This is a genomic window from Marinobacter sp. ES-1 (assembly GCF_000475255.1).
GTDB classification, from domain to species: domain Bacteria; phylum Pseudomonadota; class Gammaproteobacteria; order Pseudomonadales; family Oleiphilaceae; genus Marinobacter; species Marinobacter vinifirmus.
In genome coordinates, this window is the sequence record NZ_AXBV01000036.1 from 59,051 (window position 1) to 72,745 (window position 13,695).

At 57.5% G+C, this 13,695-nt stretch carries 14 protein-coding genes and 2 pseudogenes; 6 read left to right on the top strand and 10 right to left on the bottom strand.

Annotation, left to right across the window (positions count from 1 at the left end; genetic code table 11):
* Positions 1 to 155 precede the first annotated feature (155 nt).
* The 8 genes and pseudogenes from Q668_RS06675 to Q668_RS06710 form a co-directional block, all read right to left on the bottom strand.
* The gene (locus Q668_RS06675) at positions 156 to 623 is read right to left on the bottom strand and encodes a GbsR/MarR family transcriptional regulator (RefSeq protein WP_011784128.1); all 468 of its coding nucleotides are present in this window, start codon (positions 621 to 623) and stop codon (positions 156 to 158) included.
* Positions 607 to 2,040: an efflux transporter outer membrane subunit gene (locus Q668_RS06680; protein WP_011784127.1), complete on the bottom strand. Its 1,434-nt coding sequence runs from the start codon at positions 2,038 to 2,040 to the stop codon at positions 607 to 609. The genes Q668_RS06675 and Q668_RS06680 overlap by 17 nt, the downstream gene beginning before the upstream one ends.
* Positions 2,030 to 5,197: an efflux RND transporter permease subunit gene (locus Q668_RS06685; RefSeq protein ID WP_022988832.1), complete on the bottom strand. Its 3,168-nt coding sequence runs from the start codon at positions 5,195 to 5,197 to the stop codon at positions 2,030 to 2,032. Before Q668_RS06685 ends, Q668_RS06680 begins: the two co-directional genes overlap by 11 nt.
* The gene (locus Q668_RS06690) at positions 5,194 to 6,447 is read right to left on the bottom strand and encodes an efflux RND transporter periplasmic adaptor subunit (RefSeq protein WP_022988833.1); all 1,254 of its coding nucleotides are present in this window, start codon (positions 6,445 to 6,447) and stop codon (positions 5,194 to 5,196) included. The genes Q668_RS06685 and Q668_RS06690 overlap by 4 nt, the downstream gene beginning before the upstream one ends.
* Before the next feature lie 56 nt (positions 6,448 to 6,503).
* Positions 6,504 to 7,454 (bottom strand): lipid A deacylase LpxR family protein, encoded by a 951-nt coding sequence (locus tag Q668_RS06695; RefSeq protein WP_227498307.1) that lies wholly within the window; start codon positions 7,452 to 7,454, stop codon positions 6,504 to 6,506.
* 316 nt (positions 7,455 to 7,770) lie between these two features.
* Positions 7,771 to 8,217: a MarR family transcriptional regulator gene (locus Q668_RS06700; RefSeq protein WP_011784123.1), complete on the bottom strand. Its 447-nt coding sequence runs from the start codon at positions 8,215 to 8,217 to the stop codon at positions 7,771 to 7,773.
* Positions 8,218 to 8,403: 186 nt separating this feature from the next.
* Positions 8,404 to 9,243: a universal stress protein gene (locus Q668_RS06705; protein WP_011784122.1), complete on the bottom strand. Its 840-nt coding sequence runs from the start codon at positions 9,241 to 9,243 to the stop codon at positions 8,404 to 8,406.
* Between the two features lie 101 nt (positions 9,244 to 9,344).
* A pseudogene (locus Q668_RS06710) lies at positions 9,345 to 9,503 on the bottom strand (MarR family transcriptional regulator); the annotation flags it as partial.
* Between the two features lie 203 nt (positions 9,504 to 9,706).
* Between Q668_RS06710 and Q668_RS17445 the strand changes: the two are divergent.
* Positions 9,707 to 10,339, top strand: a pseudogene (locus Q668_RS17445) (transposase); the annotation flags it as partial.
* Here Q668_RS17445 and Q668_RS17450 read toward each other — a convergent pair.
* The gene (locus tag Q668_RS17450; protein ID WP_022988836.1) at positions 10,292 to 10,501 is read right to left on the bottom strand and encodes an IS66 family transposase; all 210 of its coding nucleotides are present in this window, start codon (positions 10,499 to 10,501) and stop codon (positions 10,292 to 10,294) included. The pseudogene Q668_RS17445 and the gene Q668_RS17450 sit on opposite strands and share 48 nt — an antisense overlap.
* A 63-nt stretch (positions 10,502 to 10,564) precedes the next feature.
* Positions 10,565 to 10,753: a hypothetical protein gene (locus tag Q668_RS17455; protein ID WP_227498308.1), complete on the bottom strand. Its 189-nt coding sequence runs from the start codon at positions 10,751 to 10,753 to the stop codon at positions 10,565 to 10,567.
* Between the two features lie 358 nt (positions 10,754 to 11,111).
* On the opposite strand from Q668_RS17455, the gene Q668_RS06725 reads away from it, so the two are divergent.
* From Q668_RS06725 to Q668_RS17280, 5 genes are all read left to right on the top strand, one after another.
* The gene (locus Q668_RS06725; protein WP_011784118.1) at positions 11,112 to 11,960 is read left to right on the top strand and encodes a hypothetical protein; all 849 of its coding nucleotides are present in this window, start codon (positions 11,112 to 11,114) and stop codon (positions 11,958 to 11,960) included.
* Positions 11,953 to 12,228, top strand: coding sequence for a hypothetical protein (locus Q668_RS06730; protein ID WP_011784117.1), 276 nt, complete (start codon positions 11,953 to 11,955; stop codon positions 12,226 to 12,228). The genes Q668_RS06725 and Q668_RS06730 overlap by 8 nt, the downstream gene beginning before the upstream one ends.
* Positions 12,229 to 12,298: 70 nt before the next feature.
* On the top strand, positions 12,299 to 12,688 hold the full coding sequence (locus Q668_RS06735; protein WP_011784116.1) for a hypothetical protein: 390 nt from the start codon (positions 12,299 to 12,301) through the stop codon (positions 12,686 to 12,688).
* Between the two features lie 120 nt (positions 12,689 to 12,808).
* Positions 12,809 to 13,441, top strand: coding sequence for a recombinase family protein (locus tag Q668_RS06740; RefSeq protein WP_022988837.1), 633 nt, complete (start codon positions 12,809 to 12,811; stop codon positions 13,439 to 13,441).
* A 48-nt stretch (positions 13,442 to 13,489) separates the two neighbouring features.
* Positions 13,490 to 13,648, top strand: a complete 159-nt coding sequence (locus tag Q668_RS17280) for a hypothetical protein (RefSeq protein WP_022988838.1) — start codon at positions 13,490 to 13,492, stop codon at positions 13,646 to 13,648.
* Positions 13,649 to 13,695: the final 47 nt, after the last annotated feature.

A 13,695-nucleotide genomic window follows, 5' to 3' on the forward strand; every position in this document is an offset into this window, starting at 1 on the left:
TTAATTAGTCTGCTTTGCTTTGAGCCGCTGACCAGACATTCCAGATGGCAAAAACCATTCAGGCCTCCTCGCAGTAACACCAGCCAGGGTTGCTCTGACATAGCCCGCGTTTCCTTCAGGCCCGGATTAAATCCAAGGTTAAACCTTTGATGTTATTATTTTTTATGTCCATGGATTTGAGATTTCAGCTGCTTTAGAAGGTCTTTGGAGCTCTCATAATACAGGGTGTAGAACTGATCCAGATCAGCCAGCTTGGCAAGCGTTTGTTCATTGGTAATGGTTGCCTTGGCTTCGGCGATCACCTCCTTTCTGGCCTCGAGCCGTTTTATCTGCCCTTCCACCAAGGCAGCGTAGGGATGGGGACGAATCGCGAAGAAGTCCTGGCGCTCACCCGGCATTGTTCGACGCTCAACAATGCCGAGTCTTTCAAGAAAGCACGTATTCGTACTGACGCTCGCCTTACTGACACGCAACGTATCCACAAGCTGCGATGAGCTGACGGGACCATCCGACACGATCAGTGTCGCCCAAAGTTGCCCAGCGATGCGGGAAAAGCCTTCAGATTGAGCCTGAAGACCGAGGCGCTCAATAAAACGCCTGTCTGATTCAGTCAGTGTTTTCATAATCAGAAGATTGCAATGAATTCTGCCAACCCCCGCCCAGCGCGCGATACAAATTAACCGTCGACTGCAAGTGATCGCGCCGCGTTTCCACGAGATCAAGTTCGGTTGTAAACAGGCTTCGTTCAGCGTCCAGCACCTCCAGGTAACTGGACGCGCCACCCTCAAAGCGCAATCGCGCAAGTTTAGCCGTGCTTCGCAGTGCTGCTACCTGCCGGGCCTGCGCTTCCAGGCGATCTTCGGTACCACGCACCCCGGCCATCGCGTCGAGCACCTCCCGAAACGCCACCTGAATGGCCTGACGATACGCAATCAGGGCCTGGCGTTGACGCGCCTCCGCCTGATTGACTAGTGCCTCGGAACGCCCGAAGTCCAGCAACGGGCCGACTAACGAGCCGCCCAACTGCCACGTGGATGCCGAACCCTGGAACAAGTCGCCACCGGACGCACTTCGCAGGCCCAGCAGCCCCTCGAATGAAATCCTGGGCAGAAACGCCGCCCGGGCAACACCGATTTCGGCGTTGGCCGCGATCAATTCCTGTTCGGCTGCGGCAATGTCGGGTCGCCGAACCATCAGATCTGCTGGTCGGCCTGCAGGGATACTGGCCGGAACATCCATCTCACCAATGGTATTCGCTACGGAAATATCACTACGTACAATCCGTTGTGGATCTCGCCCCAGAAGCACTGCCAAGGCGTTTCGCTGAAGGGAGCGCTGTTGGCGAAGCCTCGGAAGTTCGGATTCAGCGGCCGCAAGCTCGGATTCTGCCTGCCGCAGGGCCAATTCATTAATCTCGCCTCCTTCAAACCGGGCCCGTTGCAGGGCGACCGATTCGCGGCGGGACGACACGGTGCGTTCCGCGATGTCGATCTGACGATCAAGCGCACGCAAATTGAAGTAACCATTGGCCACCTCACCAATCACGGCCAGTCGCACGGCCTCGCGATTCGCTGCACTGGCCAGAAGCCGTGCCCGGGCTGCTTCGCTGGCATTGGCAAGCCGCCCCCAGAGATCCAGCTCGTACGATAGAACACCGCCAACCTGGATATCATTGAAGGGTTGACCACCAGTACTGTTGACGGACTCCTCACTCGGGCCCTGGCGCACCGCGGAGCCCTCCACCTCCAGAAGTGGGTATCGTTCTGCCTGCTGTCCGGTAAGGAGCGCCCTTGCTTCGGCAACCCGGGCAGCGGCGAGCTGCAGATCGTTGTTGGCATCAAGTGCCTCCTCAACAAGCGTGACAAGTGCCGGATCGCCATAGCCACGCCACCAGTCCAGAGGGAGTTTCTCGTCCGCCGAAAGTCGTGCGGACGTCCAGTTTTCCGGCATCGACGGCTCGGGCTTCTTAACAGTCGGCGCGAGTGAGCAGCCACCAAGTGACAACACCATCAAAGTGGTCAGCAATACCTTAACGGTCATCAGCCACACCTCCATTTGCCCGTCCGGGAGCGGCCGCAGCCGAGTCATCCTGGTCTCTGGAGCCACTCAGAAAATCCGTGATACGGCGGACGACCACATAGAACAGTGGAATAAAGAACGTCGCCAGTATCGTTGCCGAAATCATGCCGCCAAGAACCGCCGTTCCTATCGCAATACGGGTGGTTGCACCGGCACCACTGGCGAAAGCAAGCGGCAACACACCCATGCCGAAAGCAACCGATGTCATCAGAATCGGCCTCAAGCGCACTCGCGCCGCTTCCTTGGTTGCCTCGATCAATTTCATTCCCTGATCCTCTAACGAGCGGGCGAACTCCACCAGAAGTATAGCGTTGCGCGCAGTCACACCAACGGTGGTCAGAATGCCAACCTGGAAGAAGACGTCGTTAGGAAGCCCGCGAACCATCGCTGCAAGTACCGCCCCGAGTACGCCCAAGGGCACCGCCAGCATCACGGAAATGGGTATGGTCCAACTTTCGTAGAGCGCGGCGAGCGCCAGAAACACCACCAGTGCCGACAGCGCGTAAAGCAGGGATGCCTGGGCACCGGCCTGGCGCTCCTGATAGGACAGGCCGCTCCAGGCGCCGGCCACACCGTCCGGGAGTTGAGCGATCAAACGTTCGACCTCCGCCATGGCCTCACCGGTACTGTAGCCCGGTGCCGGCTCACCCTGAATCTGACGGGACGGAACACCGTTGAAACGCTCAAGGCGCGGTGAGCCATACTCCCAGCGTCCGTTCGTCACTTCGCTCAACGGGGTCATCTCTCCGTTAGCGGCTCGCAGATACCACGCCTCAAAATCCTCAGGCAGCATCCGGAAAGGGGCATCACCCTGAACATAGACTCGCTTGACCCGCCCCTCATGGAGAAAATCGTTAACGTATTGCGAGCCCCAGGTCACCGACAGAAGTCGACTGATCTCGGACGGCTCTATGCCAAGGGCCTGCGCCTTTTCGTAATCAATGTCCACTTTGTAGCGGGGATTGTCCGCCAAACCGTTGGGGCGCACACTCGTCAGCACGGGGCTTTCGGCCGCCAACTGCAGCAATTGACCTTGCGCTGCCATGAGCGCTTCATGCCCGATGGCACCCCGATCCTGTAAACGCAATTCAAAGCCCAGGGCCTGCCCCAATTCCGGTATCGGTGGCAAATTGAAAGCAAAAGCCCGCCCATCACGCACCAGCCCGGCAAGCGCCCGGTTCGCCCGCTGAATGATCGCGTCGGCGCTTTGCGTCTCGGGATCGCGCTCACTCCATGGCTTGAGATTGACGAACGCCAGTCCCGCGTTCTGCGCCCGGCCAGCGAAGCTGAAACCAGCGATTGTGAAGAGGCCCTGCACCTCATCCTGGTCCATGAAGTAATCTTCGATAACCTGAATCGTATCGATTGTGCGCTGCTGGGTCGCACCGGCGGGCAACTGATACTGCACCACGGCGAACCCCTGGTCTTCCGCGGGCAGGAACCCGCCGGGCAACCGCACAAAGAGAACGGCCACCAGGCCGACGATGCCCAGGAACGCCAGTGTGTAGAGCCAGGCGTGGCGCGCCGTATGGCCAACCAGGCGGACATAGCCCCGGGTCAGTCGCCCCAGGCCTGCCTCAAACCAGCCGAACAGTTTTTGCAGCAAGGTTCTTTCATGCGTGGGCTTGAGGATCCGACCACACAGCATGGGGCTCAGAATCAGAGCCACCAGCACCGAAAGCACCATGGCACCAGCAATACTCAGGGAAAACTGCCGATAGATTGCCCCGGTGGAGCCCGGAAAGAAGGCCATCGGGATAAACACCGCAGACAACACCACGCCGATGCCAATCAGCGCGCTGGCTATCTGCCCCATGGACTTGCGCGTCGCCTCCATCGGGCTCAGGCCGTCCTCATGCATCACACGCTCGACGTTCTCCACCACCACGATGGCGTCATCGACCAGCAGGCCTATCGCCAACACCAGACCAAACAGGGTCAGCATGTTGATGGAAAAACCGAAAGCCGCCATGATCGCAAAGGTGCCTAGGAGCACGACCGGAATCGCGATCGCCGGCACCAGGGTGGCTCGCCAGCTCTGCAGAAACAGCAGCATCACCAGCACCACCAGTGCGATCGCTTCGATGATGGTCTGCACCACTGCGTCAATGGAGGCCTCTACGAAGGGCGCCGTCTGGTAGGGATACCGAATCTCCACCCCTTCGGGAAAATATGGCTCGAGCTCCTGAACCCGCGCTTTAACAGCCTCTGTGACCGCCAGAGAGTTGGCACCCGGCGCCAGATTGATGCCAAGGCCGGCTGCCGGCTCGCCATCGTAGAAAGTGTCAATCTGGACTGCACCGCCGCCCAGCTCAACGCGGGCAACGTCACCCAGGCGCACGCGGGACCCGTCAGGCATACTCTTGAGCAGGATGTTGCGGAACTCATCGGTTGAGGTGAGCAAGGTCTGGGCGGTAACCGTAGCATTGAGCTGCTGGCCCTCAACTGCGGGCAGCCCGCCGAGCTGGCCGGCGGTGACCTGGGCGTTTTGCGCCTCGATGGCGGCGCTTACGTCGGCAACAGTCAGGCCGTAATTGGTCAACGCCGAGGGGTCCAGCCAAATCCGCATCGCATATTCAGAGCCGAAAACCTGAACGCTGCCGACGCCGGTCACCCGCCCGACAGGTTCCGCTAACTCGGAGCTGATGAAGTCAGCGAGATCCAGTTTGCTGAGGCGACCGTCGGTAGAGACGAATGCCATTACCATCAGAAAGCTGGTACTGGATTTCTCGACGCTGATCCCCTGCTGACGCACTACCTCCGGGAGCCGCGGTTCCGCCAGTTTGAGCTTGTTCTGCACCTGGACCTGGGCAATGTCCGGATCGGTGCCCGCCGCAAAGGTGAGAGTAACCGTAGCGTGGCCTGAGGAATCCGCTGTTGACCCCATATAGAGCAAATTGTCGAGGCCGGTCATCTCTTGTTCAATGACCTGAACCACCGTATTGGACACGGTGTCCGCCGAGGCGCCAGGATAATCGGCCTGAATCTCCACCGCCGGCGGCGCCACCGACGGGTATCGCTGGACCGGCAAAACGAAGATCGCCATGATGCCCGCCAACATGGCGACAATGGCCAGAACCCAGGAAAAAACGGGCCTGGAAATGAAGAAATTAATCATTGTGCGGGGCCCTCGTCGTCGGAGGCGCTTTTCTGTGAACTATCCTTGCCACTGGCTTGCTGGTTTTGGGTGGGATGTAATGGAACATCTGCCTCAACCGGCTTCACCTTGGCCCCTGGCCGAACCTTTTGCAGACCGGAGACGATAAGGCGATCCCCCGGCTCTAACCCGTTCTCCACCAGCCAGAAAGCGCCAATGGCCCGCTCTGCCTCTAACTGGCGGGCAACAACTTCTCCCTGCGGGTTGACCAGCAACGCCGTGGCCTCGCCTTGCGGATTACGGCTCACGCCCTGCTGCGGCGCCAGAAGGGCGTTCTCCCGCACCCCCTCGCTCAGGCGAACGCGCACGTACATTCCAGGCAGAAGGTCTTCGTCAGGATTGGGGAAAACGGCCCGCACAGTGACCGAACTGGTGCTTTGGTTGACGGTAACATCCGCAACGTCAACGCGTCCCTTATGCGGATAGGGAGTACCGTCTTCGCGCAATAAAACAGTCTCGGCTTCATTTGAGCCGGCCTCAGAAGCCGCGCCCTCCTTCAGAGACGACCGAATTCGAGCCAGTTTTTCGACCGGTAGCTGAATATCGACATACATGGGATCAAGCTGAACCACGCGCGCCAGGACCTGGGGCTGATTGGCGGTTACCAGTGCACCCTCCGTGTACAGTGTCGGGCCAATGCGCCCGGCGATGGGAGCCTTGACCTCGGTATACGCCAGCTCGATACCCGCCGTTTCGACCATCGCCTGGGATCGGGAGACATCCGCCCGGGCTGCCTCCAAGGCCGATAGCGCTTCATCACGTTGACGCTTGCTGACCGCGTTCTTCTCAAACAAGTCTGACGTACGTGCCCACTCCCGCTGCGCCTGTCGCAATTCGGCCTGTGCGCGCTCCAGTTCTGCCTGGGCCCGCTGATGGGCAGCACGGTATCGGTTGGGGTCGATCTGGTAGAGGACCTCACCTGCTTTGACCTGGGCGCCTTGTTCAAACAAGCGCTCCTGCAAAATGCCCGTAACTTGCGGCCTCACTTCCGAGATACGGTAAGCGGCGGTTCTGCCCGGCAGTTCCATTGAAAGGTTCACACGCTGAGGCTGCATTTCAACAACCCCGACTTCCGGAGGCGGCGGTGCAGACCGCTCAGCCTTTGCCTGACCGGAGGAATTGTCGCAACCGGCCAGCAACAAAGCCGCCACCCACATTGGCAACATGCGGACCCCAAATAGACGCGCCATCAAACTCTTCTCTGTCTGCATAAAACTAACCTCTGAATGGGCCAAAGACTCAAAAACCGTTCGATCCATGCCTTCGTTTATAACCAGGTAGACAGAACGATCGATCCAAACTGATCGACGCCGTCCTTTTCCTCGAATTCTTCGCTGCGCCACAGGTAGGTGTAAGCGATCTGCCAGCGATCCCAGGTCAATGCCGCACCCACCTGGGCATCGCCAACCCACTCGCGACTATCAACGGAGTGGCTGTCCTCGAAACTGTTGCCGTCGAGCAGCAGGTTGTGTGCCACATAGCGCCCTTCAGCGGCAGCGAAGACGTACCAGCTAAAGCCCCGATCCCGCCGAAAAGAGGATTGCCCGCCTTGCGAGGGGGCGACTGACGGAATGCCGAAACTACGATCAAGCCCCTCTCCCAAACGAAACCCAAGGCCGCTGGAAGCGTAGGTATACAGGTTGCCGAGCGCAAACCCGGCAGACGGTCCATATTCCAGGCTTAGCTCAGCGACATCCTGTTGTTTAAGCCAGGCCCGTTCATAACCAAAATTAATCACTGGCTCGTTCTCAAGCTGGTTGTCCCAACCCCTCGGCTTGTCTGCCGCAATAAGATCGTGGAAATTTCGTTGGACTACCTCAGCACCGGAAGCCGGTCCTACGATGCCCACGTCGATATGCAGGCTGTCTGCCAAACGCAAGCCACCGTGCTCCCTTTCGCTCAGTAGCGAAATTCCACCAAACAAAAGGCCGGCATAGGGGCGGTCATCTTTAATAAGCGTTTCGACCTCTATATCTTCGGGCGTATAGATCTGTTGCCCGAGCCGGTACGTTACGCCCGCAAGAGTACTGCCAGACCAGCCCGGAATGACGTCCGCAAGACGGCGGGTCCAATGTCGATCCGGGGGCTCAAAGGCCCAGATCACCTCTACGCCGTTGGTGTATTGACCATCGCCACCGGCGGAAAAGGCATCGTTTTCCACTTTCAGGGACAGCAGGCCGTCGGCGGAAGCTGACGTCACAAGGAAGCCCAGCAACAAACCTGAGCACCAACTCCAATAACACTTTTTGCCACGTCGAGATTTCAATAAAGCGCCCTCTGTCAAGGCGGGTTGAACCGGTTGCAAAAGACCATACTCCCGGATGCTGCCCCACTTTCCCGTGCCAGTTGATTCGGTGTTCCGCCAACAATGATAGGAAGGCTGCTGCAAAACTTGTTCATTTCGTTCAGCATGGACTGAACGTAACACACATAACGACGGACCGCCAGCCGTGATGGAACCGTCCTGTGCCGGCGAAATTTGCGGAACGCTCCAATCCTAATCTTGTCGCTCGCGTCTGAAAAATGTCTCGGGTTCAGTAATATTTGGGGTTGGCGGAATTTTCCATAACCCGTTCAAACACACGCAGAGCGACTTCCAGATCCTGGTCTTCAATGCCTTTCAGCATCTCCTCTCGCAAGAGATTCGCCCGCTCATTCAGTTCGCTCGAAAAGCGCTCACCGGTATTGGTAAGGTACAGCAACCTGACGCGCCGATCATGCTTACAGGGCCGTCGTTCAATCAGCCCCTGCTCTTCAAGGCTGTCAAGCAGACGGACCAATGTCGGATTCTCGATCGTCATCAAATGGGCTAACTCCCGCTGGGTCAATCCTTCACCACCACGCTGCAGGCAGACCATGGTGAACCAACGAGCTTGGGTAACCCCCAGGTCTTTCAGGCGCTCATCCAGTAACTTGCGCCAGCGCCTTGCCACTCGGGCATTGGCGAAGGGAAACTGATCTCGAGGGATTTGCGGGTCCATATCACTGTCCTGATATTGCTGACTCAGTAACAGTAAATCGTAAGCTAATCATTGAGGCAAGTCTGCGTTACGCACTAACCAGGTTTGCGCCAATTCGACCTGCAATTCAAGCAGGTTCTCAGGCCAGCTACTAAGGAACTTCTCCGAAGGGCTCCGTCAATAGCCCGCCAGCGCGTTCGTTTATAGTCAACGAGACACCAGCACAGGGATTGACGCTTGACAGAGTACAGTTCGAGTAGCGCTACCCAGCACCAGTCGGGTGAGCCGCGTATGGCCATAGGCGCCCATCACCAGCATGTCGGCATGGAACGCCCGCGCCTGCTCGAGTAGCACCGGGCCGACCTTACCACCGTCGACTTGTTCCAGTGTTACCTGTACGCCATAACGCGCGAGGTGGCGACACAGGTCCGCGCCGAAATCTTCTCTACACTCCAGCTCGCCATCCGGTTCATCGCAGACACAAACCACCTTCACTGCTTCTGCCTGGGCCAGGAAGGGTAACGCATCGCCGACAGCTCGTGTTGCCTCCCTGCTAGCGTTCCAGCCAACAACGATACGTCGTCCAATCCGTCCGGCCGGCCACTCGTCAGGAATGAGTATAGTCGGGCGTCCAGACCCGAAGATAACATGCTCGGCCATCCTGACCGTCATGGAAGGTTCAGGGGAGCTTTCGAAGGGAGGGACCAACGCCAGCCCTGCATAGCGCGCGTGTAGCATTAATTCCTCCGCCACCTCGCTCTCGGACAAGCGCCACTCTGCGCTAATACCTCTTGCGCGAGCCATTGCCTCAAACCGCTCCCTGACCTGAGTCTCTGCGTCCCGAACACGCACGCGATGCTGTTCGAGCAAGGCGCGCATGGCGGGGCCGGCCACAGCGTACGCATGAGGCATCGCTCTCAGTGGCGTTGCCACAAACACCGCTATCAGGCAGGCATCCCAGCACGCAGCGATGTCAGCGGCGATCGCCAGTCGCCGGTCATAGGGCCGAGCCTCTTCAAGAAAGACAACGATATCCTTAGGTAGCATGCTTCACCTCCTGGTCACGCGCTTTCCATAACCTACTCAAAAACACGCAGGCGGACCAATGTCGGATTCTCGATGACCATCAGGTGGGCTATCTCCCGCTATGTCAGCCCTCCACCATCACGCTGCAGGCAGACCATGGTGAACCAGCGAGCCTGGGTAGCCCCCAGGTCTTTCAGGCGCTCATCCAGCAACTTGCGCCAGCGCCTTGCTAACCGGACACTGGTGAAAGGAAACTGATCCCGAGGGATTTGCGGGTCCATGTCACTGTCCTGATACTTATTAAGCCCTCTCCCCAGTCTAGCGGTTGACCGCTAAGCTGGAAGGCGACCAAACACCACAAGGGAGAAGACTCAATAAACTTTATCGTAGCACCTACCATCATTATTGTGGAATCAATCTGCTGCATGCCTGTACGTCTGTATCATCAACCAGCAGGGGGAGGTGTTGCTACACAAGGAAATCAAAGGACGGCAACTTCCCGCTGGCCTACACCTATCCCAACGAGATGCGGGCCACCCGCGACCTACTGCGACGACGCTTCCGCATCGTCCAGCACGGGGCCATGCTCAAAACCCACGTGGTGAACACCACCAGCCAATACAATCCGCCACCCAATAAGGTAAACCTTAAGAATGTGGGAGTCCGGGAACAGGTTCAGGCGGCCTTTGCCGGACAGAATGTCCAGCACAACATCAATCTCGACCTGGCCATCATCGAGTGCTATCACCGTGAGCTGAGCAAGCTTGAAGAACACCTGGAGCGGCAAGCCAAACAACATAATCCCACTTCTCTGAGTGTGCTGAGGACCATTCCCGGTGTAGGGCGCATCCTAGCGCTGACCATTCTCTACGAAATCGGTGATATCCAGCGCTTTGAGTCAGTTCAGAAGTTCGCTTCCTATGCCAGACTCATCAACTGCAAAGCCGAGTCTGCCGGCAAGGTGGATCCTGGCCACCGCAAGCGACGGGGCCTCGGGCTGTTTGTTCTGTCGGTCAGGATGACACCACTTCGCCAGCATCGCCAGACAGCCGCCAGAACCAGCCGGATCTCATCTTGCCTTTTTGGGGGCCTGACCGGCCCTGGTGGCCGGCCTTGATGAGCGTTTCGTCGATGGCCAGTACCGGCTGCGCGGCACGTTGTCGGTCTGCGCATCCACAATGGGGCGCAGCAGGTCGATGGCTCGCTTGACCAGCTTGGTCAGGGTACTGCGGCTGATGGTGATGCCGGATTGCTGGATGCGCTGGTGCTGACGATACAACGGCAGGGGGACTGAAACTTGTCCACCAGCAGGCTGACATCGGCCAGGCTGTTGTGCAGCACGTTAAATAGAGCCGGTGTTGTCGCAGGCTTCTCGGTGCCCTTTGCGCCGGAACACCGGGCGTTCCACCTTCAGCACCACGTAACTGGAGGCCCGCTGGGCCAGCCGGTAGGAGGTTTTGGTGCCGAGGATGTCGTACTGGTCGGCGTCCGGCCCGATCTGCTCCGATGGCATGTGTTCAATGACTTCCACCGGCACATCGGCACTAAAGCGCAGACCAGTATCGTTCAGGCAGTCGTCATCCCGCTGTTTCTTGCATGAATAGAAACTTTTTCTCTATTGGCCCGGTCGGTTACTACCCATGCTTATAAACTGGGATAAGTGGGAAACTGGGAATTTCTGATCCTTTTCCGATTTACCAACACCTCGCCTCAACCGAAAAAAACCTACTGGCAAGTCTAGCAAGAGCGGCACTCCCGATGCACCACTGCGGATACACCGAAGTTTGTACTGACAGCGCAACACATTGATTTTATTAAATATTATTTTGATTTTCCTCTTGCATATTTGAAACTTCGTGCGAATATTTTAGAAAACGCAGGAGTTCAAAATGACCAAGTTGAAGACCATTTGTTTTGCTGTAACTACAGCCGCGCTCGCGGGTTGCGCTGTCATGCCTCGACACTATGACGACGAATCATCCCGCGCACTGAATCTGGCCCGTGCCGGCGGCGTCTACGATCAGGACCTGCGGGATTCACCAGACGGGACGCGCTCGCATCGAAAGGGTTTGCTGGTAAGCGCCCTCGACCTGGCCAGATTGGCCACCTCATTAGATGCGCCGCTTCGTCATCTTACCGGCACCCAGACGCTGTTCTTCAACGCCACTGACATCATGATGACGCCGGACAACCCTTCGGCGCGACCCAGCCTGATGGGCTGGATGCCGGAATCACTGGCGGCGAACGAGGATGACGCCTATGACCACTATGTTGCCGTTGTAGATGAGGCCATCACCCAGGCCGCCGAGTCGATGGCGATAAATGTAACGAAGCTCACAGACGTGAAGACGCCGGAGATTGATGGGAACCCGCTCATGCTGTGGTCGGTAACAGTCGAGCGATATGGCTGTGCCGATAGCAACTGCATCATCGCCTATAACATCCAACAACCGAATCACTGGAAGACACCAAGCTATGTCATCGGCCGTGAAGCAGCCAGTTACAACATCGCTGCCAACCATCCCGAGAAATATTCCCGACTGGTATTTCGGCAGTCCGGCCATGAACGTACCTTTCCTGTAGATGAATTCTATGGCGCTGTCAGCGCCGGCATGCCTCCCTGGATAGTGATGTACTTTCCACCGAACACCGTGATCCAGGACGGCGAGCCGCTCCCCTATCCGGTGCTGTATGAACAGGGCCAACAGCTGATGTTCAGGGAGCCCGACCATGAGTGACTGGCACGATGAACTTGAGTTGGCACTGCTGCCGCTGGAGGACCTGAGAGTCGATAGCGTCTACATGACTTTTGTGATCAGCAATGCCCTGAGCGAGCGAGGCATTTTCCATCAATGCCGGATCGGATACGCGGAGGACCGACTGAGCCGAATGACCACCGCTCCCCATTGCTGGGTCGAGCTCGAGCAGGACTTGAGGGCGATGACGAACGATGCCTACAGCAAGGTGAAACCGCCGTGGCTGGCCGGGCAAGCCGCAGCGGCCTGACGCCGGGAAAAACTTGCATTTTCTCAGGTTCTGGTAGCTTCGAAGTAAAGAACTATCGGGGACTGAGGCCATGGTAAGAGTGGCAAAAATCGTAACAGTGGGGCTCGCCGGGATCGGCGTTGTGGAGCTCGCCTTTAGGGGTACCGATGCAGCGCTTTACGCATGGTATTTATTGTTCGTGCTCTGGGTGGTCGCACTGTTCATTCGCTTCGCACTGGCCGTAGTCGATGCCTACAAGACGGTTTTCGCCAAGGGACCCGATGGGGAAATGACGTTTCCTGAATTCGAACAAAAGATGGCGTCGTTCAGTCGAGGCAGTGATGAGGAGGCAACCGGCGCGGGCAACAAGGCAACTTCCGGCAATGGGAGCAATGGCGGTACAGAGGGTTTCTTCGATGACGACAGAATCAACCAGATTTATCGAGCGGACGATCCGTTCGGGGAGTTTCTCGACTCTTGAGGTGGTTCCTTATGGGTACAGATCAGGAGAACCATAGGTTCGAACCCGATAACGGCCACCAGAACCACCTAAACCAGACCGGCCAATGAGAACCACTTATAACAGACTGAGGAGCCGACGATGTTTATTCGAGCCTACCTGCGGGCATCCACTCAGGAGCAGAATGCGGAGCGAGCCCGGGAGTCACTGGTGCAATTCGCAGCCAACCACAGTCAGAGAATTGCGGCTTTCTACGTGGAGAACGTATCCGGCGCTACCCTGCACCGCCCCGAGCTGATGAAGCTGATCGCGGATTCTGGTGAGGGCGACATTGTTCTGGTCGAACAGATCGACCGGCTAGCCCGTCTCAAACAGAGTGATTGGGACTCCCTCAAGCAAAAGCTGGCCGCCAAACGATTGGCAATTGTCTCCCCGGAATTACCGACCAGTTGGCTCGCCCTAGAAAAGAAAGACGACACCGGCTTCACCGACTCCATTCTACGAGCGGTCAACGCCATGATGCTCGACATGCTGGCTGCCGTGGCCCGCAAAGATTACGAAGACCGTCGGCGCCGGCAGTTCCAGGGCATCCATAAAGCAAAAACGGAGGGTAAGTACCAGGGGCGGCAGCCAGACCTGAAGCGCAGGCAACACATCGCCAGCCTTCTCAAGAGTGGCCACAGCTACAGCGAAATCCAGGAGATGCTGAGCTGCTCCCGGCACTTGATTGCGTCTGTCGCCAAAGAACAAAGACAGGCCGATGCTGCGGCCTGAAACCAACAAAGTGCCCTGAAAGGGCAATCAACTATTGGAGACCTGAATATGCTGAACCTATCTGCCACACTGATTGCATTCCTGAGCTTTGTCGCAGTCGTACTTTTTATCTGCGTTATGGTCTACCGCAACGCCGATCGCCTGGAAGCGTTCCTGGAGCGGAAGTTCCGAAAAAAATCACCCCGACACAATGACGATCTGAAATAAATTCGGGGCAAACCGGTGTTCTTGCCCAAAACGGGCAGTTCGAGAGC

Coding starts and splice junctions, on each gene's coding strand:
- Q668_RS06675 (WP_011784128.1), bottom strand. CDS start 623: ATGAAAACACTGACTGAATCAGACAGGCGTTTTATTGAGCGCCTCGGT.
- Q668_RS06680 (WP_011784127.1), bottom strand. CDS start 2,040: ATGACCGTTAAGGTATTGCTGACCACTTTGATGGTGTTGTCACTTGGT.
- Q668_RS06685 (WP_022988832.1), bottom strand. CDS start 5,197: ATGATTAATTTCTTCATTTCCAGGCCCGTTTTTTCCTGGGTTCTGGCC.
- Q668_RS06690 (WP_022988833.1), bottom strand. CDS start 6,447: ATGCAGACAGAGAAGAGTTTGATGGCGCGTCTATTTGGGGTCCGCATG.
- Q668_RS06700 (WP_011784123.1), bottom strand. CDS start 8,217: ATGGACCCGCAAATCCCTCGAGATCAGTTTCCCTTCGCCAATGCCCGA.
- Q668_RS06705 (WP_011784122.1), bottom strand. CDS start 9,243: ATGCTACCTAAGGATATCGTTGTCTTTCTTGAAGAGGCTCGGCCCTAT.
- Q668_RS06725 (WP_011784118.1), top strand. CDS start 11,112: ATGACCAAGTTGAAGACCATTTGTTTTGCTGTAACTACAGCCGCGCTC.
- Q668_RS06730 (WP_011784117.1), top strand. CDS start 11,953: ATGAGTGACTGGCACGATGAACTTGAGTTGGCACTGCTGCCGCTGGAG.
- Q668_RS06735 (WP_011784116.1), top strand. CDS start 12,299: ATGGTAAGAGTGGCAAAAATCGTAACAGTGGGGCTCGCCGGGATCGGC.
- Q668_RS06740 (WP_022988837.1), top strand. CDS start 12,809: ATGTTTATTCGAGCCTACCTGCGGGCATCCACTCAGGAGCAGAATGCG.
- Q668_RS17280 (WP_022988838.1), top strand. CDS start 13,490: ATGCTGAACCTATCTGCCACACTGATTGCATTCCTGAGCTTTGTCGCA.